Here is a 26,894-nt window from a genome sequence, read left to right on the forward strand (position 1 = left end):
ACTGTCCGGGTTTTTGCTGAAGCTGGGATGAGTCCTATCCTTAAATACACGTTTTCCATACGAGTCCATTCAATCCATGCTGACACCAGATACTAATAATAGCCAAGAATCCACTAGCCAAGCATCGAATAAGCACGCAGCTAATAGCCAGGGTTCAAACACCCCTGAATATTCAAAGCTCTGGTATCCCTATGCCCAAATGAAGAGTCTTGAACTCAACCTTGAGGTTGTAGAAGCAAGCGGCGTTTACCTTACCATGAGCGACGGTAAACGACTCATTGACGGTATTTCTTCTTGGTGGTGTGTCAGTCACGGTTACAACCACCCCGAACTGAACCAGGCCATGTTTGATCAGGCACAGAAGTTCAGCCACGTGATGTTGGGGGGATTGAAAAACAGCACCACAGAGGCCTTTGCCAGCAAGCTGGTTGAGATCACACCGGAAGGCTTGAACCACGTATTTTTCTCCGACAGTGGTTCTGTCGGTGTGGAAGTAGCCATCAAGATGGCGCTTCAGTATTTCTTCAACCAAGGCAACCAGAAGAAAACCCGGATTGTTGCATTGGAACGCGCGTATCATGGTGACACCACGGCATGTATGTCGGTCTGTGATCCGGCAGAAGGGATGCACAAAATGTTTCATGGCATCACCCCAGAACAGTTTTTCCTACCTGCACCTAAGGGTGGTTTCAATGCCTCGACTGAAACAATCGATGAAGAGTTATCGAAAGCAGAAACCCTATTCCAAACACACGGAGAAAGTATTGCTGCCGTGATTGTCGAGCCGCTAATGCAAGGCGCTGGTGGTTTTAATATTTACTCACCAGAATACCTAAACCGGTTAAAGGCTCTGTGCGAACAGCACGACATTTTGTTGATCTTTGATGAAGTAGCTACCGGCTTTGGTCGAACAGGTAAACTCTTCGCAACCAACCATACAGACATTGTGCCGGACATCATGGTGCTCGCAAAAGGGCTGACTGCCGGCTATGTTGGCCATGCGGCGACACTAGCGAGTACCAAAATCTTTGAAGCGTTTCTTTCTGACAGTTATTCGAAAGCCTTCATGCACGGTCCAACTTTTATGGGGAATCCATTAGCCTGCGCCATTGGCCTGAAAGCCATTGAGATTTTCGAACGAGACAACTTCCTGGGCAACATCGAAACCATCGAGTCGATCCTCAAGGAAGAACTGCTGGGCTTTGAACATGAAGAAATTGTGGAAACCCGAGTGCTTGGCGCTACAGGTGCCATTGAAGTCAAAGACGCCAAATTCCATCAAGGCATTCAACAGTTCGCAGCAGAACGAGGCGTATGGATTCGTCCATTCGAGCGTTATATCTACACCATGCCTCCATTTGTGATTACCCCTGAAGAATTAAGAAAAATAACGGGTGTGATGAAAGCTTGGTTTGCCCGCCCTCGCTAGGCATGTTGATGTCTCCAACATCCATCGATCTCTGTCGACTAATTGAGATTGAGAGGATAAAAAAAGGCGATGTGCAGAGACTCTGTACATCGCCATAATGCCGAAAGGCTTCAGGTAAATCGAACTAAACTCTATGCTTAACACGCGCTTTGCGCTGTTTGTTCCAAACGCTTTATTTGAGAAATCACCATCTCATTGAATGGCGCATTCATCCCCAGACTTCTCGCATACCGAACGACCTCACCATTTATATAGTCAATCTCGGTTGGACGTCCCAACATAATATCTTCCTGCATCGACGAACGAGCCAACGGGTCCATTTGCAACATTTTTTTAGCAACCCGTTTAAAGATGAAGGTTGGTAATTTAAGAATGGCCGGCAACCAACTGGCAGGAATGGGCGCCTGAACTTTAGGCTGAATGCCCAGTTCATCGAGAATCGTCAGGGTCTCATCAATGCAATCCGCTAACTGTTTCCGCCAGCGTTTATCACTCAACTCTTCCACTAACGGCACACCCGACAAAGCATTGAGCGGGTTGTTCAGATTCAATAACAGTTTGCCCCATAAGATTTCATGCATGTCATCTGCGGTCTGAATTTCCAGCCCCGAAGACCTGATCACCTTGGCCAAATCCGTAAAGATCCGATCGATCACCAGATGCCCCTGAGTGCCGCAGTGATATCGCCCTGCGTCCATAGGTAACACGTTATACGGCACCATCATCGAAGCCACCGGATGATCCGGTAAGATATTACTCAGCGCCGACGCGTTGTTAATACCGTTCTGAGCACTGATCACCCGAGCATGAGGCTTTATGTGCCGGGAGATCTGCTCCGCCATCGCAAAGGTATCTTTACTCTTAACCGCCACCACAATCACATCGGCATCAGCCAAGCAGGATTCGTCTTCCGTCATCTGCATTTGCAGAGCAGAGAGTTGTGTCTCTTCACCCGCCCAGCTTGTCAGTAGAACACCGTGCTGCTGAATATTTGAAATCACTTTCGGGCGAGCCAGAAAGGTAACCTTCTGTCCCCCCGCTACCAGGTGCGCGCCAATCCAAATACCGATGGCCCCGGCACCAGCAATCACCCAATGCTGTCCATCAGACTTAGTAACAGCTGAAGACGAAGGGCGCTCTGTTTTAATACGTTCCGTAGTCATGTTGTTATTCATGGAGTCACTCATCGCATATAGAAAGACCTTCACTCTCAGTTACGGGAGTAAGAAAGCCGTAAGGTGTTTAAGTCATCGCGCACACTTGAAGCGAACGATTGAACGCTAATTAGTACTTGATACCTAAACTACGATAAATGAAGCCCATCAGCCAAGCAGGGCCGACTAATAAAAACTGAAGATCTTTAAAGAAAGACGGTTTTTTACCTTCGATCTTATGACCAATGAATTGAAACACCCAAGCCACTACAAAGATGAGTAAGCTCAGTTGCCACAATGGCATCGCAACAGAGACAGACAGCCAATACGCCAGATAGAAGCATCCTGCGGTAAACAACGCCATGCCGACCATGATGGATACTGACATACGAAAATAGAAAATCATGGCTGGCACCATTGCCACAGTCGCCCAGTTTATCCAGACCGATTCGCCCATCCAGGCCATACGAGGAATCTCCCACAACAAGCCGACGACGGTAAAAAAGATGGCGGGAACCATAATCCAGTGAATCAGCTTATTCACTTTATTCTGATGGCTATCACCATATTCTTCGAACCATTGATCTGCACTTTTATTTGCAAACATTCTAACCACTCCTAATCTTGAACAACCTCTCTTACGATTCTTCGATTTGATCATGCAAGTCACACATGCAAATCACACTAATGAATCGAACAGGGCTGATTATTGTTTATTATAGATAGCTACCTTACCGGAAGTGGGAAGACTAGACATTGGCCCAGCGGTGATCTTAATATGTCCTGGCGAGCCAAAAAGAAAATTAACTGGCATTCATGCATCTAAACCCTAAATGCAATTAACTTTAATCCCCTGAACGATCGGACTTACACAAGTGACAAGCTCCGAACTCGTCAAAAGGAGTCAAAATGTTTGAACAAACAGTGTCCGGGTTTTGGCTCAAAGGGATTCTTGCCAGTGCTCAGGCAAAAGGCATTGATCAACAGCAAGTGCTCACTCAGGCCGGAGTGGCCATTCTGCCTGACGCCATAAACGAACGCGTGCCATTAGACGCCACGGTGAACATTTGGAATGCAGCCATCGAGCTGACGCAAGATCCGTTATTTGGTTTTCATATGGGTCGTCAGTTTCGTCCCAACTGGTTCCACCTGATTCACCACCTTTGGGCCAATAGCCCGGATGTGCTCTCCGCGATTAACATTGCTTTGGAATACCAAGCCCTGATCAGCGACGGGGGGAGTCTCGCGTTAACACAACACGATGGACAGGCCATCATCACCTATCAACCCAGGGCAGCAAAACTGGCCTTCAGCTACCATCAGATTGATGCGGTTCTGACAATCTTAGTGTCCTTGGTTCGCTGGTCCATCGATGATCAGTTTACACCCACCAAAATATCGCTGCCGCACGCCAAACCGAAAAACGATCAAGCCTTTCAGGCGTTCTTTAATTGCCCGATTGAATACGAAGCATCTGCAGCGCAATTAATCTTCGATGAGCGATGGCTCAGCCACACCATGATTGGTGCAGATCCATCGTTGTTTGAAATGCACAAACAATTGGCGGATAAGAAACTGGCCGAATTAGGGCGAGGAAACATTCGCTCGCAAATCATCAGCAAACTGAATGTCTTAGGACAATTCCAGAATATCTCGAAGGAAGAGGTGGCTCAGGATCTCAATATCAGCAGCCGTACCTTACAGCGAAAACTGCAACAGGAAGACACGAGTTTCACTGAACTGTCAGATCAGCTGAGAAAATCCCTGGCTGAGAACTACATTGCCCAAGGCTGTTCAACCTCAGACCTGGTCAGCCTATTGGACTTCAAAGAAATCAGCAGCCTTCATAAAGCATGTAAACGCTGGTTCGGCTGCAGTCTCCAAGAAAAGCGCAGCCAAGATTGAGCTTCCCGCAGCTAGTCATTCTTTTTCTTATCCGACCTAGACTGAGGCAATTTAGAAAGGTCACTCACCAAGCGATTCACTTTCCGTATCGATCCGTAAACTTCACGAGCGGTGATGTTATGTGCCTTGCGAATCACTTGCGCAGGTTTTTCAACGGGTCGTACCGCTTCAATCCAGTTAAAGGAGGTGTCCGATATTGAGCGATGAATGTTTTCAATCGTCTTAGTACTTAAATCAACCGCCTCTGTCAGACTGTTGATGTCGAGCTGCTTTTCTTTGAGAGCGTTAGTCAGACTGTCTACATCTATTTGCTTCGTTTTTAGAGTGCTTTGTAGCTCTTCTATACGCTTCTGATATGCGACCTGAAGACGCGCAATAAGCTGTTCCTGACGATTTGACAACTGCCAGAATCGCCAGAACAACAGTCCGGACACTACAAAGACAACCCCCAAGAAAAGACTAATGGCTATCTCCATATTTCCTCCGAAAATCCTCCTTAGACGGAGGAAGAGTCATCTGACATAGGTTTCGCTCCCCGAGAGGAACTGCCTTTCATCCCTACCAACTCGATCGAGACATCGATCTCACGCTCATTGAGTGCGATTTCTAACTCTTCTGCCACTTGTTTATAAACCCGGTATTTAATGTACTCAGGAGACACAGCGCTGACAGCCTTAGCAAGTCGGGACTCGCGCTGCGCTACCTTATGTGGCTTATGAATAACAAGCTTTAAGTGCGGAACAAACTCCAGGTTTGATTCTTTAATAATATTGTTTTCCAACGCATGTAAACGATCTTGAATGACCGTTGAACGCCAAAACAAAAAGGCGATACCACAACAAAGGAACATCACCACAAACAACATAGCTAATACAACTAAGGAAGACATCTTGATTCCTTTTACTAAGCACAGAAAACGCTAATTTCCCGGCATTAATCCACATTCGCTCAGCAAACCTTGCCACGCTTTGGTATGCGCTTTCATTGAGCGCTGATACCTTTGCCAAGAGCCATCGGCTGAAGTCTGATTTAAGGTGTATTCAAACGAAGCAAATGCTTCAGGCGTTTGCACCTCCAATCCGTTCAATAACGTATGAAACTGATTCATCCATTCAGCACCTTGCTGATGAACAAACGCCATATACGGTTGAACCTGACCGATGTAGAACTTTAAAAATACAGTATGAAGAATCTTTGCTTTTTGCGTCACTTGTCCTTGAGGACACAAACGTCCGTTCATACCACTCTCTAATATTCTGGTTCCTTGATTGAGCATACCAGCCAAATCCAACAACGTCGTTAACACTTCGCCTCCTCGATTAGTTTGTGAGATTCGAGACAGTACCTGTTCCAGTGATTCTCGGTACGGGGCAACGGATGGGATGACCAACTCTGGGGACATTTGAATACCACGAACGATTTCCTGAATCTTCATTAGCAATTGAAAATCGTCCGCTGGTAACAATATCGCCTGATCGTATGAAAGCCATTGTTGTGTAGCGCCAAAATAGTTTCGCATTTCAGGACCCGCCCACACAGCTAACCAGGCATGACCAGCCAGTTCTTGCCTTTTTATCTCAACCACCCGAGCCAAAGTACGATACAACTCGGGATCATTTGACTCCAAATAGGCCAAACAGGCGTCACTGTCTTCAAGAAACTGCCACTGATAGAGAAAGCTTTGACTGGACATCATCACTCGGCCCAAGCCACTGTTTTTGTGTGCGGCGGTAATTTGCAGTTGGCAGCCGGTCATCGCCAAAAAATCTAACAGATCAATGGAATGTTGAGAAAAGGACAACGACATGCCTCGCTTTTCCGGGTAAGAAATCAACGGTGCGTTCACTGCTTCGTCTGGCTGATCCAGTACATTCGACAAACGCCAAAGATAATCTTCCACCACTGCTCGTTCTTGAGACGACTGACTGCAAGCGAGCAATCCCGAACACAGACACAGAAACACCAATAAACGGATAGATTGAATGATGCGCCTGACCTCCATTAAATTTTGAAATTCATAAAGAAAAGAGTGGTAGAATGCCTGTCCCTGAACATGCTTCGGACTAAAATTTAGTATGTTGTGCAAGATGCATGGATTCTTGCTAAAGCTTTATTTTTAGTGCATTGCTTTTAGTGTATTAGTTTAAGTTCGTTGCTATAGAATACATTGGTCAGCTCAAGAGACCATTGAATCAATTATAGGTGTAGGAGTTTTCAGTTTGCGAGCCTCATTTCATTCAAGGAAGATACTAAAATTATTGCTCACAGTGGGCCTAACGACCTCTATCGTAAGCTGCTGCCTCTGTCCCGAGCCGGAGAAAGACGAAGATACCAAGCCCGTTGTATTGAACGATGTGTCAGAGTTGTATCTCAGCCTGGATGATGCCGCACTCCCCCCTTTTTCCTGCATCCAGGACGTACGCACCAAGAAACAGCTCTTCTTTGGCTATACTCTGGACTTGGTTCGTGAACATAACCAGAAAATTAATGAAACCCGTGAAATTGTACATGCCCTGAAGGAAAAACTAGCTCAGGCCGATGACGACCTCAAGACTCAAGACACAGCTGGTGTACCTCAATTTGAACTGATCTTTAATCAGGAAGAAATGAACTGGTTACAAAGCCTGGCAAAACTACACCGAGTCTCACACGCCCAGCTAAATGAAGCGTTCTTTAGTGAATTATTAATGTCGATGGATATCATTCCACCGTCAATGGCTTTGGCACAAGCGGCTAATGAATCGGCCTGGGGTACCTCACGTTTTGCGGTTGAAGCCAACAACTTGTTTGGTCAATGGTGTTTTTCACCCGGTTGTGGAGTCGTGCCGCAACTTAGACCGGAAGGGGCGACGTACGAAGTCAAAGTCTTTGAAACCCCATCGGAGTCCGTGGGCCAGTACATGCTCAATATCAACCGCAACAGCTCCTACGAGAAAGTCCGAAACATTCGTCATTCCTATCGTCAGCAACAGGAAGTCATACCAGGCACCTCATTAGTCGGTGGTTTGGAAAACTATTCTGAGCGAGGCCACCACTATATCGAAGAGCTTCGACATATGATCGGCTACAACAACTTGTCTCAATGGGATAATACCAGCTCTCAATACCCTGACATCAGTCAGCTCTCCATCCCTAACTGCTAGTCTAATCATTTAGTTCAATCATTCGGGCATTTACTCGAAATTTGAACTCGCCCCTTCCCAGCCAAGGATTGACTGTGTCATCATCCTTGGCTGAATGTTTAGCATCGTATTAATCTGATATCCAATGGATCGAGTATCAGGTTAAGTCGATAGAACATCCGCTCATAACAATAATGACAATTGATATCGCCTAGCATCGAACTGATAACATCATGAAAACTATTCTATCTTTGTTTCAAGCCCTGATTTTCCTGGCTATCATCTTCGCCAGTAGTGTAACCAATGCGAAACAACTGAAGTATTTAGGCCAACCCTTTCCTGATATCAAACAGAGCTGGCGTGCCGATGATTACGAGCTGGCGTTAGATAGCCTAATCACCATTCAAAAGTCAGAACCGGATTTATTACCTAAACGTCGCGGTGAGTACACCGGCCCTGTGTATGATCGTTTCATATCAGAAGATAATTTCCGTTATCAGCTGGACATCAAACAACCCATTGAAGTGCGTCGTGAAGAATCTGTTCGTGTCTCCATCGTTCTCAAAGAAATGATGCGAACCTACTTTGATTTTAAAGCCAAGAAACAACCTTACGGTGCCGAAGCGTTAGGCATTGTCAGCTACTCGTTAAGACAACAGGCCATTTTCTTTACCCTAACCGTTGAGTACTGGTTAACCCTTCCGCCACAGGAAACGCAATCTCCGGTAAAACTCGCTGAATTAGCGGAATACAAGAATGGTGCAGCATCCTTGTTGTCCTCCGCATTCAAATACCTGGCATTAAGCAGCTTCTTCAAACGGGAGAATCTTGAAATCTTTGGATGGGAACTTGCTCACATATCGCCGGAACTGTTTGTCCACCTGCCTCTGGCAAAACAGCAGAGCATCTTAATTCAGGTGGAAAACCTAAAAGACAGTCATGACTACCCTCAAGTGCGAGAAGCTATGACAAAACTGCACGCAAATCTTCAAGAGCTCATCGAACAACATCAGAAAATCATGTCTCAGGAAGGCTAGGTTTTCACGCCGAGTCTTCCTAAATCAGCTATTGATAAATAACACTTGAACAGGTGTTATACATCAATAGCTGTAAGCCAATGCTTGCATTACAGCAAGCCTAGCTCTCTCGCCTTTGCAATGGCTTGTGTCCGGTTCTTAACACCCAACTTATTATTAATTTTACGTGCGTGCGTTTTCACCGTATTGAGCGAAATAAAGAGTTTGTCCGCTACCGCTTGATTCGAATGACCTTCCGCAATCAGCGCCAATACACCCTGCTCCCGATCACTCAGCGGAACACAGACATCATTGCCAATGCTCAAATGCTCTCTAAGCCCTTCCAGGTGTTGCAACTGATAAATGAACTCACCCAACTCGCCTCGCTCATTTAACTTCGCCAACATAGGTGCGACCTGCACACCTAACTCCATAAAGGGAGCGATGTAACTGCAGCTCATGGATTCCTGAAGAGCCCGTTTGAGCACTTTGGCTGATTGTTTGGTATCACCCAATGCGTCGTAACAGGTCGCCTGTAAGACCATCACAGGGATGTACATCACTGCACGTGATTCCACAGAGAGCTTACGCTGTAACTGATCACATAGCTCCAACGCATGCTGCCACTGACCATGGGCACAACTCAAGCGAATGCCCAACAGATCCAGGTAATAACCCAAATGCGGCAACCATTCCAACAACGCTGGGTGCCAAAAATCCCGCTCGGCAAGGTCGTCGTAAATAGATTGAGCAATGCTCAGTTGTCCTTCATCGAGCTTGAGATAAGCTTTTACCAAATTCACTAATGGCTGGTAAAAATCATCAGGCACATTCCAGCAGTGCATCAAACGCTCAAGCTCAAAGATTCCCCGGTGCGCTTTTCGGTAAGAGCGTTTGCCACGATACAACAAGGCCTTTACAGAGAAGCCTAATACGATCATCGGATCTTCATTATGCAGCGCCGTTTTCACTCCTCGGTCACAGACATCATCTGCATTCAACCAATCCCCTTGAATCCATAAAATATAGGACTTCAACATCATCATTCGCCCATAAAACGGCGATTGAGTGCCCAGGGTTTGTTGATGCAGTAATGAAATGCCTTTATCGATGGAAGCCAGGGCTGAATGCCAGTCTCCGCGCTGTTGATGGTATCGACATAAATCAATCAGAACCGCTGATTCAAGACGCCCATCAGACCAGTTTCGGGCTTTCCGTAACGAGTTATTGATCTGTTGTTCACCCAGCGAAAAATCCCCGACAGCCAATGAAATTCTGGCTGAAAGAATCAGCGACATAGCTTCTGTGAGTTCGCCTTGATCCTCATGTGAACGATACTCTTCCACTAACGCCTTGGCTTTTTCATATTCTCCGAGATAACGCGCACACCAGGCACGAATCAACAACACCAGGGACGTTAATCCATGTTCTTGGACATCCGCTTCAGAAATGTTATCCAGCCAGGTTAACGCCCGACGGAAATCCATTGAATAAGCCCAGGCCCACGCCATTGAAGAACAGAGCTTAGGACTGGAATTCATTACTTCGGGCGTGAGTAAGGTTTCAAGTTTTCTCAACTGGTGAAAACCGTGCTGCTGCAGTAAAAAGTCTGACGACTTTTCAGCCACCGAGAGTATGACGTCGGCTTTTCCTAAATAGGTGCAGAGATTGATAGCTTCAGAGAAGGCTTGATGCTGGACAAACCACTCGGCAGATTTAACTATCCAGGACTCTAATTTTTCTTTAGAAATGGCCTTCAAATGGGTTTCAACGAGCCAGCTCCGATGAACAGGATTGAATAAAAAGTAATTGGTGCTGGCGCCTTCCGGTGGCGACTGTAGGATCAATTGCTCTTTGATCACGTTGAAACACAGAGCCCCTTGTTCGCCGAAAACATCGGTACAAAACTGCTCAGAAACACGTTCAACCAATGACAAAACCGCCAAAACATGAGTGGTCTGATGTAGTTCAGGCAAATTGAATTGTTCAGCCAAAAAAGAGCTGAGCCTCGACAATAAAATAGGCTCATCTAAGGCAGCAGAAGCACTCAATGATGAGAGTTCTTTCACCATCACCTCAACAGCCAAAGGCCAGCCAAGGGTTTTCTGCATAATGTAATTGGCACGATCTTCAGCATCAGGTACATGTAACTGCACCAAACGAGCCATGACATCACTGTAGCCCATGGAGAAATCCATATACTGCATCAGCTGAGGCTGAATATTGATCATCACAGGACTGTTGATCAAAGCGTCATCGAGCTTCGAAGAGACCACTAGTATTTTTAAATCGGCAGGAGTGAAGCGTATTAAGGTTTCCAGAATGTAGCGTTCATCAGATGAGGTATTAACCCCATCCCAACCATTAATCACTAATAGTTTTTTTTGCTCAGCGGATTTTTCCTGCTCCGTCATTGAATGGCGATTGATCCCTAAGAGAAATACCTCCAGAGCATCACGCCATCCATATTGAATTTCGCGTTGGATCTCTTCACTTGTAGGTTCAGACAGAGCTAACAGACTTTTAATGGCATCAAGTAAGTAACATAGGAAGTCTTCAACGCTCTCACCACCTCGGGACAGCTCAACCCATTCAGCCTGACCACCTTGCGCTACAACAGAACGCGCATACGCGCTCACCGCTAGCGTTTTCCCATAGCCTTTAGGCGCACAGGCGAACAACAGACGCGATCGTTCCAGGCCATGTTCGACCGCTTCTTTGACTTTTGGGCGAACTGAAATACTGCCTTTCGCCGGAATTAATCGACGAGACGAATGCAATTTAAACAGAGAGGTAACTGGTGATTTATGCGTCATTTCCATAGTTAATAACGTAGTCCGCTTCACTCAAGAAAAATTAGAATTATTATTCTAATATCGACGCATCATACTAAAGAGTGACTGCTAATTACAAAATTATCACCCCTAATCACACCAATTAATTTTTTTCAGGCATAAAAAAACGCCCATATAGGGCGTTTTTCTGATGGTTCGATTCGAATTAACGACGACCAGAACGACGTAACGCAGCAGGCGTATAGTCTTTTTCTGAACGCTCGAAGTTAAACTCGTAAGATTTACCTTCTTCGTTATCCAAACCAAGTACCAAGTAACGGCCTGCTAGCAAATCATACAAAGATTCAACCGCATACCAAGGGATAACTGAATCGTAGAACTGCATCGCATGAGCTTCAGCCACACGCCATAGTTCACCACGGCCATCGTAGTGATCAATTACAGACGCTGACCAGCTATCTTCATCAATGTAGAAAGTACGCTTCGCGTAAATGTGACGCTGACCTTCTTTAATGGTCGCTTCAACCTTCCATACACGGTGAAGTTCATAGCGAGTATGCTCAGGGTTCAAGTGACCTGGGCGAATGATGTCATCATACTTCAACGACTTAGAGTTCAACTGGTAAGAGTTGTACGGAATGTACATTTCTTGCTTACCAACCAATTTCCAGTCATAACGATCTGGCGCACCATTGTACATGTCGAAGTTATCAGAAGTACGTAGACCGTCCGCCGCAGTACCTGGACCATCGTAAGACACCTGAGGAGCACGACGTACACGACGCTGACCAGCGTTATACAACCAAGCTAAACGAGGCTCTTTTACCTGATCCAGTGTTTCGTGAACAAGCAAAACGTTACCCGCCAAACGCGCTGGTGCAAGTACTTGCTGTTTAAAGTAGAACAAGATGTTCGAAGGCTGACTTAGATCCACACCTTTAAGGTTAGAACGGAACGTAAACTCATCCTGGAACTTAACCAAGGTATACGAACCATTCACCTGTGGCGTCGCCTGGTTGATGGTACGCATTACCGAACCACCACGATAACGTACGATATGGTTCCAAATGATTTTCAAACCTGCATCAGGATCATTCTGGTCAATAACAGGGAAAGGTACAGCTTTGATGTAATTTCTTAGACCGTTACCACCATCAACTAACTCAGTATTAGAGGCGTTCTTTTTAATTACATCATAAAGCTCAGTAGGATATGCCGCCGTACGATGCGTTGGGTACACAGGAATATTGTATGTACCGTATTTGGTCAACATGGCCTTTTGGCCTTCAGACAACTTGTCTGCATACTGAGCCATATTGCCAGCATCGATAGTGAACTTAGGCGTTTCACCAGCAAATGGCGAAATGTAGTTCGAACCATCAAAACCGGCAGGAGGTGCAGAAATACCACCATCCCAAGCAGGAATATCACCGCCATTACCGGCTTTTTCAGCACCGATTGGCGTAAGGTCAGCACCTAAACGCGCTGCCTCTGCTTCAGAAACCTTTGCCCATGCACTTGACGCTGCTACTGATAAAGCCAGTGCACCACTCAACACTAAAGTGTTTTTCAGTTTCATATTGAACCCTTTAATTAATTTCCACCCTACAAGGTGGGGCAAACATCATAATTCTTATTTGCCCGTCCTTGGCCACTACTCATTCCATCGACGTTATTCGTTATTTTCAGCTTAGAATGAATAGCTCAAACTTGCATATGCGTTATCGCGGTCATCCAAGTCGTTGTAATCCGCATTATTAAAGAACGCGGTGTAACCTACAGACGCCTTCCAAGCATTCAAGTAAAGTGCATTAACACCCATATTCAATGCCATACGGTCTTCAATGAACTGGCTGCCTGGCTCAGGTCCATTACCATCCACATCATGAGACCAAGCGAAGAATGGCTCCAGGTTCACACCAGCAAATGCGTTGTTGTATTCCAACTTACCACGAATACGGTAGCCCCAAGACAACTCAGTCGTGTAGCCATCTTGCGTACAATAATCAGGGTTGTCGTTAGCACCGGTTTTACCAGTCTCTCCACAGCTTGAAAGTCCTGGATAAGTGTACGCACCGATACCGTATGCTCCAGAACGACCAAAGCGAGCATCATTCTGATCAGGAAGATCTCTTACATAAGTCGCACCTACTTCACCCGCAAGAGTCAAACGACTTGCACCTAGCACCTGATCAAAGAATTTAATCATGGTCATTTGTGCCTGAACTATGTCAAATCGATCCCAACCCTCAACACGCTGGCCTTGCAATTGAGAAATCTCATTTGCCTCCAAACCATATTGCTTCTTAGCAATATCAATAGCAGCGACAGAAGGTAAACCAATCACACCATGTACCAAATCAAACGCATTGTATTGAACAGGTACGTCTTGCTTATAGCTCACTTCACCGGATAACGAGATACCACCCTCTACACTGGTGTTGAAGCTGATCCCCATCAATTTTATACGTTCAGGATAAGCAAGATTGAAGTAACCATAATCAGTACCTTGTTGAAGAACCTGTCCTTCAATTACAGGAATCTTGCTATGGAACTGCATATAGTAGAAACCAAACTCGGTATCATTCAACTCTTCAGCATAATAACGTAGCGCGATACCAAACTGGTCACGATCATCAGGCTCATTATCAGGGGTGTGAATAACTGCAGGATAGCCTGCCTCTGCATACGCATTATCATCAACACCAGGAATGGTTGATAACAATACGTTTCCACAGTCAACATTCGTAGCAAAGTCAATAGTTGAGTAGAAGGTTCCACAAGGATCCACTTCTGTTTTACGCCACTTCAACTGATAGTACGCTTCCATTGACAGCGCATCGGTCAAACCCACTGAGGCATAAAGCATTTCAACAGGAAGCAGAATGTCTTTAACTTCTGCACCTGGCGTACGAGCAGCAGTCGCATCAACCGGGTTAGTCGAGTTAATACCACCTTGGATAAAGGTAGACTCACCCCATGAAATTACTTGCTTACCAGCACGTAAACTTAAAGGAGTTTCATCTTCACCTAGGTAAGTATTCCACCAAACAAAGGCATCCAGAAGATCAACATCTGACCCTGCGTCGTCTCGTGCTGATGCACTCAATTCATCATGCTCACGAGACTCATCCTGCAGTTCAAAATCATAAAAGGATTTAACACGACCAAACGCACCAACATCACCATAAGTGAATTCAATATCATTGGTCATAGTCAGTTTTTTAGTATAGGTATGGCCTTTTTTAAAGTTCAACGTACCATCATCGTAGTTATACGTTGAGCCTTCACCAGAATTACCATCGTAATCCGTGTTAGAACGAGCAACTCGACCCAGATTAGGATCTTCTGTACGCCATGCAGCAGACGCAGTGATTTGAGTATCAATTTGAAGAGATCCTTCTTCACCCACATCAAATTGAGCAGCTGAAGCTGATAACGAAACTGTTGCCATTGATACAGCCACAGCTAGGTCACGAATCATAAACTTTCTTTTTGTCATTATTTTATTCTCCACGGCCTGCTTCAGCGAAGCAGGCAAAATTTCTTAGCTGGGTTAATGATCTAAGGTGCTGTAGTTGCTTCAATTGAGCCAGCAGCAACAGATCCAACACTCACAACAGTGCCAGAGAAGTTAATAAAGCTCTGAACAATCGCTGTCATTTCCTGTTCATTCGCGTCAGGATCAGCCGTCAACAAAGAATTCAACTCGAAAGTATTGTGATCTGGATTTGGATCCGCTTCTGTTCCAGCATGATTTGAATGGAAGCGTACCGCCACTTGTTGTAGTGAAGTACCATCACCTGTTGCACCTGCGGTAATGTCCGTAAGCCCCATAGCAATATTTTGCGGCTCAGTACCCACTAGAGGTGCAGAGAAACCAGCCATATTGTTGGCCGTATTAGCAACTGGTGCTTTTGCATAAATGTAAGGGCGAGAATCATCCGCACTGTTTAGAACAGAATCGTCATCCTCAACCATGATAGAAAGCACACCAGTGGTATTAGTCACCAACGGGCTTGAGTAGCTGGCAGAAAGAGACAAAGGATCAACTGAATCCAGAGTACCTTGCAGGACTCTCATAAATGCCTCAAAGCTTGCAGAGCCTTGCGGAATTCCGAGAGCAGTCAAACCAGCAATTACAGGAGGGGCATACTCAGGAGAGTGCTCATTTAGCTTAGCTAATGAACCACTACCATTAACAAGCGTTACTGTTTGAAGATGAGGTAAGTTGGAGTTACCACAACCTAGCACATTAAGTGACTTCACTTCGTCACTCGCAGCGACAGCAGCTGCAGTACCCGCAGGAATTGCGCCACCCGAACCATCTTCAATTGGCTGCAACGTATCTAGTACAAACGTAGAAGCCTGATCACAAGCCAAATTATCAGTGCCTAGAGCTGTTGATAAAGCACCTTGGAAAGTAGCATTCAGCGTTGGATTACCAGTATCCAGCTGTGCAATAGCACCTTGCACAATGGCATTATTGTTAACGTTATAGAAACCAACGGTGTTGTTAATTGAAGCGTAGGACGCACCAAGAATCGCACCAAACGAGTGGCCTACAAAGTTAACCAGACTCTTAGTACCGTCGTGCTGAGGTAACGTTACACCAACTTCAGTTGAAATATTACCGAGTGATGCACCAAGGTTAAGAAGCCCCATCACCGATTGACGGAAGTTATCACGTGTAATCTGGAAATGAAGTGGATAAACAAACAACTTACCAGATTCAGAAGAACCATCTACTAGATCTGCAGCAGAAATAGCACGTGGCGTTGAACCATTATCAGTTGTTAAACCAAAGTGATTCTCATTCACCATGTACTGACCAAGGGTTGCAGTTTGATAACCTTGATAAGCCAATGCCGCCTGAATAGCCGGATCAGTAACGTCGTAGTTATCCGTCGTAGATACTGTCTGATAAGCAGTCGCATATGCCACTTGAGTAGCAGTTGGAGCAGGATTTGAGTTATCAGCAGCATAAGCAGCAACAGTGGTAACCGCATCATCGATCGCTGCGACAGTACTGGAAACAGAAACAAATACATTATAAACAGCTTGTTCTTCAGCAGTTGGAGAACCGCCAGCCACAGCAGCCAAAGCTGCTGCCACAGTCGCAGTATCAATACCAGCTGCTTCAGCAGTAACCGCTACTTTAGAAGTTGTATCAACAGTAGTTGCATTAAGCGGACTTAACTTAGCCCCCGTCGATGTCAAATCAATCAAACCTAGTGCATCAACAAAGTCCGTAGGTTCCAAACCATGCAAAGCATAATCCATTGCAACAACGGCATAACCCGCCGCCGTCATTTGCTTAGCAAACGAGATAGCAATTGAACGGTTAGTACCTAAACCATGTTGATAAATAATGGTCTGTGTAGGAGCACCAGCAGGTAAAAAGACTTCAATCGGCGCTTGTAATGTCCCTGTAGCTTTTGCGAACGGGAAGAAGCGGGTTACTTTTTCCGTAGGAGGAGTAATAGCCCCTAATGCTTCAAAACCAGCACCCAATGTTGCAGCCAGATCATCAATCTCATCGTTTGCTTGCCATTTCGCATTGATCACATTTGCCGCTGTTAATTGTTCAGCCGGATCAGCCGCTTTAGCCAAATCCTGATAGAAGGATGGAGCAGTCAAGAAATATGGTAGGTCAATAGTACCTACACGAACGTCCATACCCTCAATTACTTCAGTCTTGGTAATGTTGATCGCTCTTGGTTGTGGCGCGTTAAAAGTAGCTGCCACAGTTGGGTGCGCTTGTGCAGCCTGCAATGCAGAATTAGCCAAACCAGGAGCAGTCATCACACTAAGCACTTCATTCGTACCACCCGTAGTGAACGAATAAGACATTACAACAGAATCCGGTGTTGCTGCCGAAGCCTGCGTAATTGCAGCGGTTGCAGTTGCCAAATCAACAATGGTTGTATAATCAATGCCAAAGTCAGCTAGTAACTGCTGGTTCTCTGTACTTAACAATTCACCTTGGGTACCACTAGAGGCCAAATATAATAAATGGTTTGTTAATGCATCAGTCAGAATCGTGGCAACATAACCACCAGCTAAAGTTTCATACCCTTGTACCAGTGAACGAACAGGTTCTAAAGCAACAGGGATAACTTCGTCACCACCAATCGCGTTATATTGCACACTAGGATTAACCGACTCACCTTCTGACGTTTTAATACCGTTAGTCAAAAACACCATATAACGAGTAGCGCCATCCAAAGGCTCTAATGGAGTAATGCGCAATACGGAATTTTCAGTACCGCCAGTATGGGTAATCACTTCTGCACGGAAGTTTGGTGTATCACCAAACGACTCAGAAATCGTTGTGACATCAGAACCATCTAAAGCAGCTGGATTGATATAAGTTAACTCGCCATTTGCAAGACAACCAGTAATTGGATCTCGATCATTACCATCAGCGTCCTGACAATCCACCAACTGAACAAGGAAAACACTTTGGTTAGCTACTACAGTTGTCGCATCAATTGAACCAGAGAAAGGCAGATCAATCTGAGCAAGAACTGAAGCACCATCCATATCAGCCAGAGCATTGGTTACAGGATTGAAGTTTGTACCGGTAGTTCCTGTATCAGGATCAATAAACTTGAACGAGTTACTTGTTTCACCAGAAAATACGATCGTTCCATCGGTTGTTCCCGAATATTGAAGATCACTTGGGACTGGAACTACAGAAGCACCAGGATCATACAGAGGGTAAGTCCCTGGGTTATTTACTAGATCCAAAGAACCTTGATCAGCTCCACGCTGGTCTGGATTCCCACCATTTGAATCTACGGAACCTGTACTGTCCGTACCAGAACAACCAGCTAGGCCTAAGCCTGCAGCAATGGCAAGACTCAGAAGAGATTTCTTCAACATATGCAACCTTGTCTGACTTTTATTGTTTATCTTTATTAAGTAGCGGTATTTGTTGGGTGGAGAATTCCTAACCCTATCAATCCACTATGCGAATAACATCACAATATAGCGGAGGAGTTCCCCGCATGAGATCACCCTAAAGGATGATTCCATTTGATTTCTTTGCCATTCCGGCCAAATAGCAACAAGAACACCAAAGAAATTTACATTCTGTTACAAGGTAGTAGGAATTCCCCATAGTTCAAGCAAGCCAATTAGGATTCCTCCTACTTCTGACTTATAATGCCGCACACTTTTTATACTTGGCTTGATGTAAACGCAGTCTTTTTATTAGGTCTGCAATTCTAAGAGCCAGGAAATAGAGCTATTAAATGTAAGAGTTCCGAACTTTTATTGTTACAGCTCGTATTATTAAGGAAGGATTAGTTAACGCTGCGAACAACGCTCTGTCACGAAAAGCGAGTGTAGCCGTTAAGCCCTTCATTCAGATGGAGATAAATATGTCTAAAGATTCTGTAGTTATCGTATCCGGTGCTCGTACCCCTATGGGCGGTTTACAAGGTGCATTGAGCGCACTTCCTGCAACTGAGCTTGGCGCAGTTGCTATTGAAGAAGCTGTTAAACGTGCTGGCATTGATGCTAATGACGTTCAAGAAGTAATCATGGGTAACGTACTACCTGCTGGCTTGAAACAAGGCCCAGCACGTCAAGCTATGCGTAAAGCAGGTCTTTCAGACAACACTGGTGCGGTAACTATCAACAAGCTGTGCGGTTCTGGCATGAAAGCGACCATGATGGCTCACGACTCCATCAAAGCTGGCACTAATGAGATCGTAATTGCAGGCGGTATGGAAAGCATGTCTAACGCACCATACATTCTGGAAAAAGCTCGCACAGGTTACCGCTTAGGTCATGGCGACCAATTGAAAGACCACATGTTCCTTGATGGTCTTGAAGATGCTGAAACAGGCAAGCTTATGGGTCAGTTCGCTCAAGGTACTGCTGATGACAAAGGTTATACTCGTGAAGAGATGGATGCGTATGCAATCAACTCCCTTGAGCGTGCTAAAAAAGCGATTGATGAAGGTCTAATCAAAGACGAAATCGTTCCTGTCACCGTTAAGAGTCGTCGTGGCGAAACCGTCGTTTCTGATGATGAGCAGCCACACAACGCTAACATCGAAAAAATCCCAACGCTTCGTCCTGCGTTCGCAAAAGACGGCACCATTACTGCGGCAAATGCTTCTTCTATTTCTGATGGTGCATCGGCCCTTGTTCTTATGAGCGAAGCTGAAGCTGAGAAACGTGGCCTTAAGCCTATGGCTCGTATCGTTGCTCACGCAACACAATCGCAGCATCCATCTGAGTTCACTATTGCTCCTGTTGGCGCAATTGAAAAAGTTTTGGACAAAGCAGAATGGTCAAAAGAAGACGTTGATCTTTTCGAGATCAACGAAGCATTCGCGATGGTTGCGATGATGCCAATCAAAGAACTTGGCTTGGACCCAGAGAAAGTAAACGTACACGGCGGCGCATGTGCTCAGGGTCACCCTGTAGGCTCAACAGGTTCTCGTCTGCTTGTAACACTAATGTACGCACTTCAGCGTTACGGTAAGAAAAAAGGCGTTGCGGCACTGTGTATTGGTGGTGGTGAAGCGACTGCAATGGCAATCGAGCTGATCTAAACCTGATCCGCTAGTTCGATTAAAAAGCCCTGTTTCATACAGGGCTTTTTATTTATCTCCTGCCCCGCCCAGCAATAAGTTAACACTCCGGAGACTTATTATCGAAAACACAAACAAGCCACCTAAAACACCATCTCAAAATTATGCGCTTCTATCGGGTTATTCAGCGCCTTTAATACCACCACATCAATCAAATCCACTTCAACCACACCTTCTGACGAATCTACCACAATCAATTCGCTACTCGCCTTTCGAATAATGTCACGAGCAACTCCCAAGACAGATCGATGGTCTTTCAAGGTCAACTGAATTTTAGAGTGACGCATACACACGATCTCAAAGTAGTCATGTGACTCACAAGAAATCTGTTTGGTCATGTGTCTTTCCTTCATTCACCTGGCAAGATCTGAATCATCCCACCCAAAAACAAAAGCCCTGATAACACTATAGCTATCAGGGCTTCGAAGGCTCTTTAAGAAGCCTGAAAACATTCAGTAATGAAATGTTTTCTACATTTCCATCAGGCGGTCAACATAAGTGAACAGCTCTTCCTTAGAGGTTAACACTTTATTATTCACTCGTTTGGCACCTTCAATTATCAAGGTAGGTGTACCTGAGATCTCATAGTGTTTGGACAACTCAATAGAATTACGCAGTTTGTCTTCCAATTCTTTGCTTTCCAAACGTTGTTTCACAGAGGCAACGTCTACGCCCTTCTCTTCCAACATCGCATAGATTTTATCTAACTGCTCACCCAGGCTCTTCTCATTACCAAAGGTTTCAAACAGCTTAAACATGTCATGATGGATAGACTCAAAGTTTTCTAACGGCTCTACTGCATAATACACTCGAGCATAAAGCCCTGTCGTTTGGTTCCATACCACGGGCACATAACTTACTTTCTTGGAAGGATTTTGCTGATTCCACTTTTCCAGCTGAGGAGCAAACTCCTGACAGTGATGACAACTATAACTAAAGAACTCGACAATATCCGCTTGAGCTAAACTCGAATCTTGTTTCGCCAGAATATTCTCATAGCTGAAATAATGGGTTCCTTCCTCCAGCTGACCAGAGGCCACGGTCATGATTGGTTCATTAGCTGAAGTTTGTTTTGTAGATTCCGTATCACTGCATGCCGTTATTAATCCAGCGACGCCTAAAGCCATCACTATCGAAATTACTCGTTTACCCATATCAAGGCGCCCTCTTATTTATCCCTAACTATTAAAGTGCAATTATGTAAAGTCCAACCATCAAAGTCCAACCACTAAAAAAGCCGTAATTCTTCAACTACGGCTTCCTTTAGTATCTATTTACGCACGAAAGTTCCGACACAGTAAATAGCAGAACATAGCTTTATCAGGTGTCACAAGCCAAATCAGGCTTTATGCTCTCGCGCCAAGTAATCATGCGATTGCATCTCCAGCAATCGACTGGTGGTTCGTTGAAATTCAAATTCCAACTTACCGGTTGTGTAGATGTCCGGAATCGGCTTTTCACCCGACATAATCAACTTCACACCACGGTCGTAAAACTCATCCACCATATTGATAAAACGGCGAGCCAAGTCATCTGTTTTAGCCCCCAGTTCAGGTACATTGCTCACTAATACCGCGTGATACAAACGCCCTAACTCAATGTAATCGTTCTGGGAACGAGGGCCATTACACAGCGCATCGAACTCAAACCATGCGACATCATCACAAATAGCTTTCGCTTGAATATTACGTCCCAACACCTCAACAGGCACATCACACTCAACGTGCTGAGCATCAGGAATCAAGCTATCAAAACTGGTCTGCAAGCTCTGCTCTGCACCATCATCCAATGGGTGGTGGTACAGCTCCGCCTGCTCCAAGGCTCTTAACCGATAGTCAACACCGCTGTCGACGTTCACTACCTCGGTGTATTGATTCAATAATTTAATAGCAGGAATGAAACGATCACGCTGCAAGCCATCTTTATATAGGCCATCAGGAACGATATTAGAGGTTGCCACTAAGGTCACGCCACGATCAAACAGCATCCCCAGCAGGGAACCTAAAATCATCGCATCACCGATGTCCGAGACAAAGAACTCATCAAAACAGATCACCACGCCTTCTTTAGCAATACGATCAGCCACGGTCTCCAGAGGGTCTTTCTGCCCTTTCAGATCAGTTAATTCCTGATGAACTCGCTGCATGAAGCGGTGGAAGTGCGTTCGAATTTTACGTTCGAAAGGCAAGGCATCATAGAAAGTATCAACCAAGTAGGTTTTACCACGGCCAACGCCACCCCAAAAATACAAGCCCTGTAATGGCTCTTTCTTTTTCTTACGCTTGATTACTTTACTGAGGCTTGGAACCTTTCGACGTGACTTGGATTTTTCATAGTCTGCAACCAACTCTTCATAGAGTCGCTGTAAGTGGTTTACCGCCATTTCCTGGGCAGCGTCGTACTTGAAATCTTCACGTTCTAAGTCTTTTCTATAAAGCTCTAGCGGAGTAGTCATAGGCCTTTCAACAGTACTGTTTATATCGTAATCAATCAGAGGTAGCGCACTTTACATCGGACGCCTGGAATGTTCAACCAAACCTCACCCCGATGCGCCAAAAGTAGTTGCCAATCGTCGGCTCACAAGGCAATCTAAGAAGGCTTTGCCTTCGAAGCCCCTATCACTTTGATCAACCAGCGAGACACATCTATGGAAAGCACTTCGATTGATTGGTTATCTTATGGCCTGACGTTCATTCTTGGATCAGCCCTAGGCGCTCTACTGACCTATTGGCTTCAACCTGCTAACCAAAAAAGTCGCCAACTAGAGAAGCAACTCTCTGAAACCGAACAGAATCAAGCAGAATATCAAGATAAAGTGACGGAACACTTTGCTGAAACCGCTGAGCTATTTTCCGAACTGACCAGCCAATACAAGAAAGTGTATGACCACCTTTCAAAAAGCTCTCAAGACCTGTGTAACAATGATCTGATTTCAGAACAACTGAAGCTGGGTGAACTCAAAGAAACTCAGCCACCTTCCACTCAACCGGAAGATGATCACTTAGATACAGAAATTGATTACGAAATGCCGAAGGATTACGCTCACAGCGCAGACAAACAACAAGGCGGCACCCTGGCCGAAGACTTCGGACTTCAGAAAAAGCGCGATACGCCAATTGACAACTAAACGCTATTAGCCGCGTTTGTTAGCAGAGGTAAGTGTTCAAAAACACTTACCTACTCGCCTACACCCGACTTTCGAATTGAACACCTACACCGGATTATCAATATCCACAAAGTGATGTTCGATGCCAAACTTCTCCGCTAAATGATCGCCTAACGCCTTAGCACCATATCTTTCCGTCGCATGATGCCCAGCGGCATAGAAGTGAATGCCTTCTTCGCGAGCAATATGTACAGTCGGCTCAGAAATCTCGCCAGTAATAAAGGCATCGACACCCGCCGCCAGCGCTTTATAGACATAAGAATGGGCAGCCCCGGTACACCAAGCAACTTTTGAGATGGAGTCAGAACCCTCACCAATATGAAGAGGCGTCCGACCCAACACAGCAGTTAATTGTTTGGAAAACTCTTCAGCCGTCACTGGTGAGGCCAATTCCCCAACCAACCCAATGCTATTGGGGTTACCGACTTCCAGCCCATCCAAAATAGTTAAGCCCAATAGCTTGGCTAACTGAGCATTGTTTCCGTATTCAGGGTGCACATCCAAAGGCAAGTGGTACGCAATCAAATTAATGTCATTCTTAATTAACGTACGTATCCGTTTGCCCTTCATCCCCACCAGACTTTGAGGTTCGCCTTTCCAAAAATACCCATGATGAACAAGCACTGCATCAGCATTAAGCGCAACCGCTTGATCCAACAATGCCTGACAGGCAGTAACACCAGAAACAATGGTTTTAATCTGATCACGACCTTCCACTTGAAGCCCGTTTTCACAGTAGTCTTTGAAATCACCCGGCGATAACAGGGTGTTTAGATAATCCATTAGTTGAATTCGAGAAACGATCGACATTTCTTTCTACTCTCTGCTTTTATGATCAAAGGCGTCACACAAATCACAAACGCCTCTTAGAAGTCTCTTACTTTTCAATAAATTAATAATTCTTCATTATCAATTAGGCGAAAGCGATAGTAAAATAATGAGTTAACAGAGCTCATTTACAGATCTTAACCCTTAGTGCCGAACAGCACTGAATTCAGACATAAGATAAATCCTATGATCAACAGAATCTTAGTGCCTGCTTTAATTGGAGCCTGTGTTGGCTTACTTATCTTACTGATTCAGCAGGAAGGGCTGTTTAACTCATCAAGCTCACAAAACCCTCACACCACCAGGGTTGAATCATCCAACGACACCTCATTCCCAGCAGCACAACAAGAGCAATTACACCCTCTGGGTACGGCTTCCTATGCTGATGCCGTTGAAGCATCGTCGCCTGCGGTTGTGAATATTTATGCCAGCCGAACCGTAGCTCAGAATACGCACCCTTTGCTGTCTGATCCTAAATTCCGACAATTTCTCGGACGTTTCACCCTTCCACAGCAACAGCAAAAGATGCAAAACAGCCTGGGTTCTGGCGTGTTTATCGGTGAAGAGGGATACATTTTAACCAATCGTCATGTTATTCAAGGCGCGGAACAAATCGCTGTGGCATTAAGTGACGGAAGAAAATCACCCGCTACCGTTATTGGAACCGACCCCGCTACTGACCTTGCCGTCCTTAAAGTTGATTTGGTGGATTTACCGAAAATTCCACTTCCGCTCACAGACAACTCACTTCGCGTAGGTGATATCGTGCTCGCCATTGGTAACCCGTTTGGCTTTAACCAATCAGTCTCCATCGGCATCATCAGTGCACTCGGACGAAGCAATCTCGGTATCACCACCTATGAAAACTTCATTCAAACGGATGCCGCAATTAACCCTGGCAATTCCGGCGGCGCCTTGATTAACGCCAAAGGCGAACTCATCGGCATCAACACCGCTGTATTCAACAAAGGTGGCGAAGCTCAGGGCATTGGTTTTGCCATTCCGGTAGAAGTAGCCTTACTGGTGATGTCAGACTTAATTGAATATGGCCGGGTAAATCGCGGCTGGCTTGGAGTAGAAACCATTGACTTAAGCCCGGCACTGGCCTCGCGTTTCGACATTCCGTATCACTCCGGGATTTTAATCACCAAAATATTCAAGGACAGTCCTGCCCATAAAGCCGGTTTGCTTCCTGGCGATATCATTACCAAGATTGGCGGCGTCCCTATTGCCAGCTTCCGCTCTGCCAGCCGACAAGTCGCCATGGTACGACCAGAGGATAAGGTGGAAATTGAGCTGACCCGTTTAAATAACTCGTTAAAAACCACACTAACAGCATCAGAGCATCCGAACCTGACCAAACAATGAGTTTGAAGAAATTACAGCGAGTGATTACAGCGAGACAGTCTAAATATTTCAAACAACCAGACACAAAAAAGGGCTTCCAAAGGAAGCCCTGTCTATTACGTTCTACTAGCAGCTACAACTTAGTCTTTAATTCTGAACTCGGCAGAACGTGCATGTGCGGTTAAGCTTTCTCCACGCGCCAAAACAGATGCCACTTTCCCCATTTCCGATGCACCATCAGCAGAGAAGTGGATAATCGACGATTTCTTCTGGAAATCATACACGCCCAACGGTGAAGAGAAACGAGCCGTACCAGAAGTAGGAAGGACGTGGTTTGGCCCTGCACAATAGTCACCCAATGCTTCAGCGGTATAACGTCCCATAAAGATAGCGCCTGCGTGGCGGATCTTTGGAAGTAACGCTTCTGGATTTTCTACCGATAACTCCAAGTGCTCGGGGGCAATTTTATTTACCACATCACAAGCTTCATCCAGATCGTTAACCAAGACAAACGCACCACGACTCTCAAGAGAGGTGCGAATAATGGCTTCACGCTCCATTGTTGGTAATAACTTCTCGATTGAAGCCTGAACCTGAGCCAGATACTCTTCGCTGGTTGCAATTAAAATCGACTGAGCATCTTCATCGTGTTCCGCCTGAGAGAACAAGTCCATGGCAATCCAGTCTGGATCAGTCTGACCATCGCACACCACCAGAATCTCTGATGGACCTGCGATCATGTCGATACCCACCACACCAAACACCATTCGTTTAGCCGTCGCAACGTAAATATTGCCTGGGCCAACAATCTTATCGACCTGAGGCACCGACTCAGTACCATAAGCAAGAGCAGCAACAGCCTGAGCACCGCCCAAACGGAATACACGATCAACCCCTGCCACTTCTGCTGCTGCTAATACCAGCGAGTTAATCTCACCGTCCGGAGTTGGCACAACCATGATTAATTCATTAACACCGGCGACCTTCGCTGGCATTGCATTCATCAATACAGAGGAAGGATAAGACGCTTTCCCACCTGGAACATACAAGCCAACTTTATCCATAGGGGTAACTTTCTGACCAAGCACCGTGCCGTCAGCTTCCGTGTAATCCCAGGACGTTTGAAGTTGTTTCTCATGATAAGAACGCACGCGATCTGCCGCTGTTTGCAATGCAATACGTTCTTTCTCTGGTAAGTTCTCTAGCGCTGATTTTAACTCTTCTTTTGAAAACTCCAATTCAGAGGAATCATTCAACTGAAGACGATCAAATCGATTGGTAAATTCAATCAACGCCTGATCACCTTGAGCACGAACAGCATGCACAATGTCATGAACTCGTTGATTCACTTCAGCATCGGATACACCTTCCCACGCGGTCAGTTGAGTCAGCTGAGCATCAAAATCATTGTTACTACTTGCCAATCGTTTTATGTCAATCATGCGCTTTCTTTACCTTTCAATACGTCTCATTAGAGACTTAATACAACACTAGAAGTTAAAACTTACTTAACGTGACTT

General features: G+C 45.4%; 21 protein-coding genes. 7 read left to right on the forward strand and 14 right to left on the reverse strand.

Annotation, left to right across the window (positions count from 1 at the left end; genetic code table 11):
- Positions 1–76 precede the first annotated feature (76 nt).
- Entirely contained in the window at positions 77–1,429 is a 1,353-nt protein-coding gene (gene bioA / locus QQL66_RS08875; RefSeq protein ID WP_284380815.1) for an adenosylmethionine--8-amino-7-oxononanoate transaminase, read from the forward strand.
- Between the two features lie 137 nt (positions 1,430–1,566).
- Here the strand turns inward: bioA and QQL66_RS08880 are convergent, their stop codons facing one another.
- Complete coding sequence (locus tag QQL66_RS08880; RefSeq protein WP_284380817.1) at positions 1,567–2,604, reverse strand: 2-dehydropantoate 2-reductase; 1,038 nt, start codon at positions 2,602–2,604, stop codon at positions 1,567–1,569.
- A gap of 109 nt (positions 2,605–2,713) precedes the next feature.
- The gene (locus QQL66_RS08885) at positions 2,714–3,190 is read right to left on the reverse strand and encodes an Mpo1 family 2-hydroxy fatty acid dioxygenase (RefSeq protein WP_284380818.1); all 477 of its coding nucleotides are present in this window, start codon (positions 3,188–3,190) and stop codon (positions 2,714–2,716) included.
- A 302-nt stretch (positions 3,191–3,492) separates the two neighbouring features.
- Here QQL66_RS08885 and QQL66_RS08890 point away from each other — a divergent pair, with 302 nt between their 5' ends.
- The gene (locus tag QQL66_RS08890) at positions 3,493–4,488 is read left to right on the forward strand and encodes an AraC family transcriptional regulator ligand-binding domain-containing protein (protein ID WP_284380819.1); all 996 of its coding nucleotides are present in this window, start codon (positions 3,493–3,495) and stop codon (positions 4,486–4,488) included.
- Positions 4,489–4,499: 11 nt separating this feature from the next.
- On the opposite strand, the gene QQL66_RS08895 is transcribed toward QQL66_RS08890, so the two are convergent.
- The 3 genes from QQL66_RS08895 to QQL66_RS08905 are packed head-to-tail and all read right to left on the reverse strand — an operon-like array spanning position 4,500 to position 6,490.
- The gene (locus QQL66_RS08895) at positions 4,500–4,964 is read right to left on the reverse strand and encodes a hypothetical protein (protein WP_284380821.1); all 465 of its coding nucleotides are present in this window, start codon (positions 4,962–4,964) and stop codon (positions 4,500–4,502) included.
- A gap of 20 nt (positions 4,965–4,984) precedes the next feature.
- Entirely contained in the window at positions 4,985–5,377 is a 393-nt protein-coding gene (locus tag QQL66_RS08900) for a hypothetical protein (protein ID WP_284380822.1), read from the reverse strand.
- 30 nt (positions 5,378–5,407) lie between these two features.
- Positions 5,408–6,490, reverse strand: coding sequence for a DUF3080 family protein (locus QQL66_RS08905; RefSeq protein ID WP_284380823.1), 1,083 nt, complete (start codon positions 6,488–6,490; stop codon positions 5,408–5,410).
- Positions 6,491–6,755: 265 nt separating this feature from the next.
- Here QQL66_RS08905 and QQL66_RS08910 point away from each other — a divergent pair, with 265 nt between their 5' ends.
- Positions 6,756–7,631: a glucosaminidase domain-containing protein gene (locus QQL66_RS08910; RefSeq protein ID WP_284380990.1), complete on the forward strand. Its 876-nt coding sequence runs from the start codon at positions 6,756–6,758 to the stop codon at positions 7,629–7,631.
- A gap of 212 nt (positions 7,632–7,843) precedes the next feature.
- On the forward strand, positions 7,844–8,647 hold the full coding sequence (locus QQL66_RS08915) for a hypothetical protein (RefSeq protein WP_284380824.1): 804 nt from the start codon (positions 7,844–7,846) through the stop codon (positions 8,645–8,647).
- Positions 8,648–8,736: 89 nt separating this feature from the next.
- Here the strand turns inward: QQL66_RS08915 and QQL66_RS08920 are convergent, their stop codons facing one another.
- From QQL66_RS08920 to QQL66_RS08935, 4 genes are all read right to left on the reverse strand, one after another.
- A complete protein-coding gene (locus tag QQL66_RS08920) occupies positions 8,737–11,448 on the reverse strand; it encodes a LuxR C-terminal-related transcriptional regulator (protein ID WP_284380825.1) in 2,712 nt (903 codons plus the stop codon).
- Between the two features lie 178 nt (positions 11,449–11,626).
- Complete coding sequence (locus tag QQL66_RS08925; RefSeq protein ID WP_284380827.1) at positions 11,627–13,000, reverse strand: DUF1329 domain-containing protein; 1,374 nt, start codon at positions 12,998–13,000, stop codon at positions 11,627–11,629.
- Positions 13,001–13,111: 111 nt separating this feature from the next.
- Complete coding sequence (locus QQL66_RS08930; RefSeq protein ID WP_284380829.1) at positions 13,112–14,923, reverse strand: DUF1302 domain-containing protein; 1,812 nt, start codon at positions 14,921–14,923, stop codon at positions 13,112–13,114.
- A 62-nt stretch (positions 14,924–14,985) separates the two neighbouring features.
- Positions 14,986–18,309, reverse strand: a complete 3,324-nt coding sequence (locus QQL66_RS08935; RefSeq protein ID WP_284380830.1) for a hypothetical protein — start codon at positions 18,307–18,309, stop codon at positions 14,986–14,988.
- A gap of 500 nt (positions 18,310–18,809) precedes the next feature.
- Here QQL66_RS08935 and QQL66_RS08940 point away from each other — a divergent pair, with 500 nt between their 5' ends.
- Positions 18,810–19,994: a thiolase family protein gene (locus QQL66_RS08940; RefSeq protein WP_284380832.1), complete on the forward strand. Its 1,185-nt coding sequence runs from the start codon at positions 18,810–18,812 to the stop codon at positions 19,992–19,994.
- Positions 19,995–20,116: 122 nt separating this feature from the next.
- Here QQL66_RS08940 and QQL66_RS08945 read toward each other — a convergent pair whose 3' ends face one another.
- The 3 genes from QQL66_RS08945 to zapE all read right to left on the reverse strand — a co-directional run bounded on the left by QQL66_RS08945 (position 20,117) and on the right by zapE (position 22,488).
- Positions 20,117–20,371, reverse strand: a complete 255-nt coding sequence (locus QQL66_RS08945) for a Rho-binding antiterminator (protein ID WP_284380833.1) — start codon at positions 20,369–20,371, stop codon at positions 20,117–20,119.
- Positions 20,372–20,503: 132 nt separating this feature from the next.
- Complete coding sequence (locus QQL66_RS08950; protein ID WP_284380835.1) at positions 20,504–21,187, reverse strand: DsbA family protein; 684 nt, start codon at positions 21,185–21,187, stop codon at positions 20,504–20,506.
- A 185-nt stretch (positions 21,188–21,372) separates the two neighbouring features.
- Positions 21,373–22,488, reverse strand: coding sequence for a cell division protein ZapE (gene zapE / locus QQL66_RS08955; protein ID WP_284380837.1), 1,116 nt, complete (start codon positions 22,486–22,488; stop codon positions 21,373–21,375).
- Between the two features lie 192 nt (positions 22,489–22,680).
- On the opposite strand from zapE, the gene QQL66_RS08960 reads away from it, so the two are divergent.
- Complete coding sequence (locus QQL66_RS08960) at positions 22,681–23,160, forward strand: Z-ring associated ZapG family protein (RefSeq protein ID WP_284380839.1); 480 nt, start codon at positions 22,681–22,683, stop codon at positions 23,158–23,160.
- Between the two features lie 84 nt (positions 23,161–23,244).
- On the opposite strand, the gene QQL66_RS08965 is transcribed toward QQL66_RS08960, so the two are convergent.
- On the reverse strand, positions 23,245–24,009 hold the full coding sequence (locus tag QQL66_RS08965) for a Nif3-like dinuclear metal center hexameric protein (protein ID WP_284380840.1): 765 nt from the start codon (positions 24,007–24,009) through the stop codon (positions 23,245–23,247).
- A 204-nt stretch (positions 24,010–24,213) separates the two neighbouring features.
- Here QQL66_RS08965 and QQL66_RS08970 point away from each other — a divergent pair, with 204 nt between their 5' ends.
- On the forward strand, positions 24,214–25,395 hold the full coding sequence (locus tag QQL66_RS08970) for a trypsin-like peptidase domain-containing protein (RefSeq protein WP_284380842.1): 1,182 nt from the start codon (positions 24,214–24,216) through the stop codon (positions 25,393–25,395).
- 119 nt (positions 25,396–25,514) lie between these two features.
- On the opposite strand, the gene hisD is transcribed toward QQL66_RS08970, so the two are convergent.
- Positions 25,515–26,816, reverse strand: a complete 1,302-nt coding sequence (hisD, locus tag QQL66_RS08975) for a histidinol dehydrogenase (protein ID WP_284380847.1) — start codon at positions 26,814–26,816, stop codon at positions 25,515–25,517.
- Positions 26,817–26,894 lie beyond the last annotated feature (78 nt).

The sequence above is a fragment of the Litoribrevibacter albus genome (assembly GCF_030159995.1).
In the GTDB taxonomy this organism is placed as follows: Bacteria; Pseudomonadota; Gammaproteobacteria; order Pseudomonadales; family Litoribrevibacteraceae; genus Litoribrevibacter; species Litoribrevibacter albus.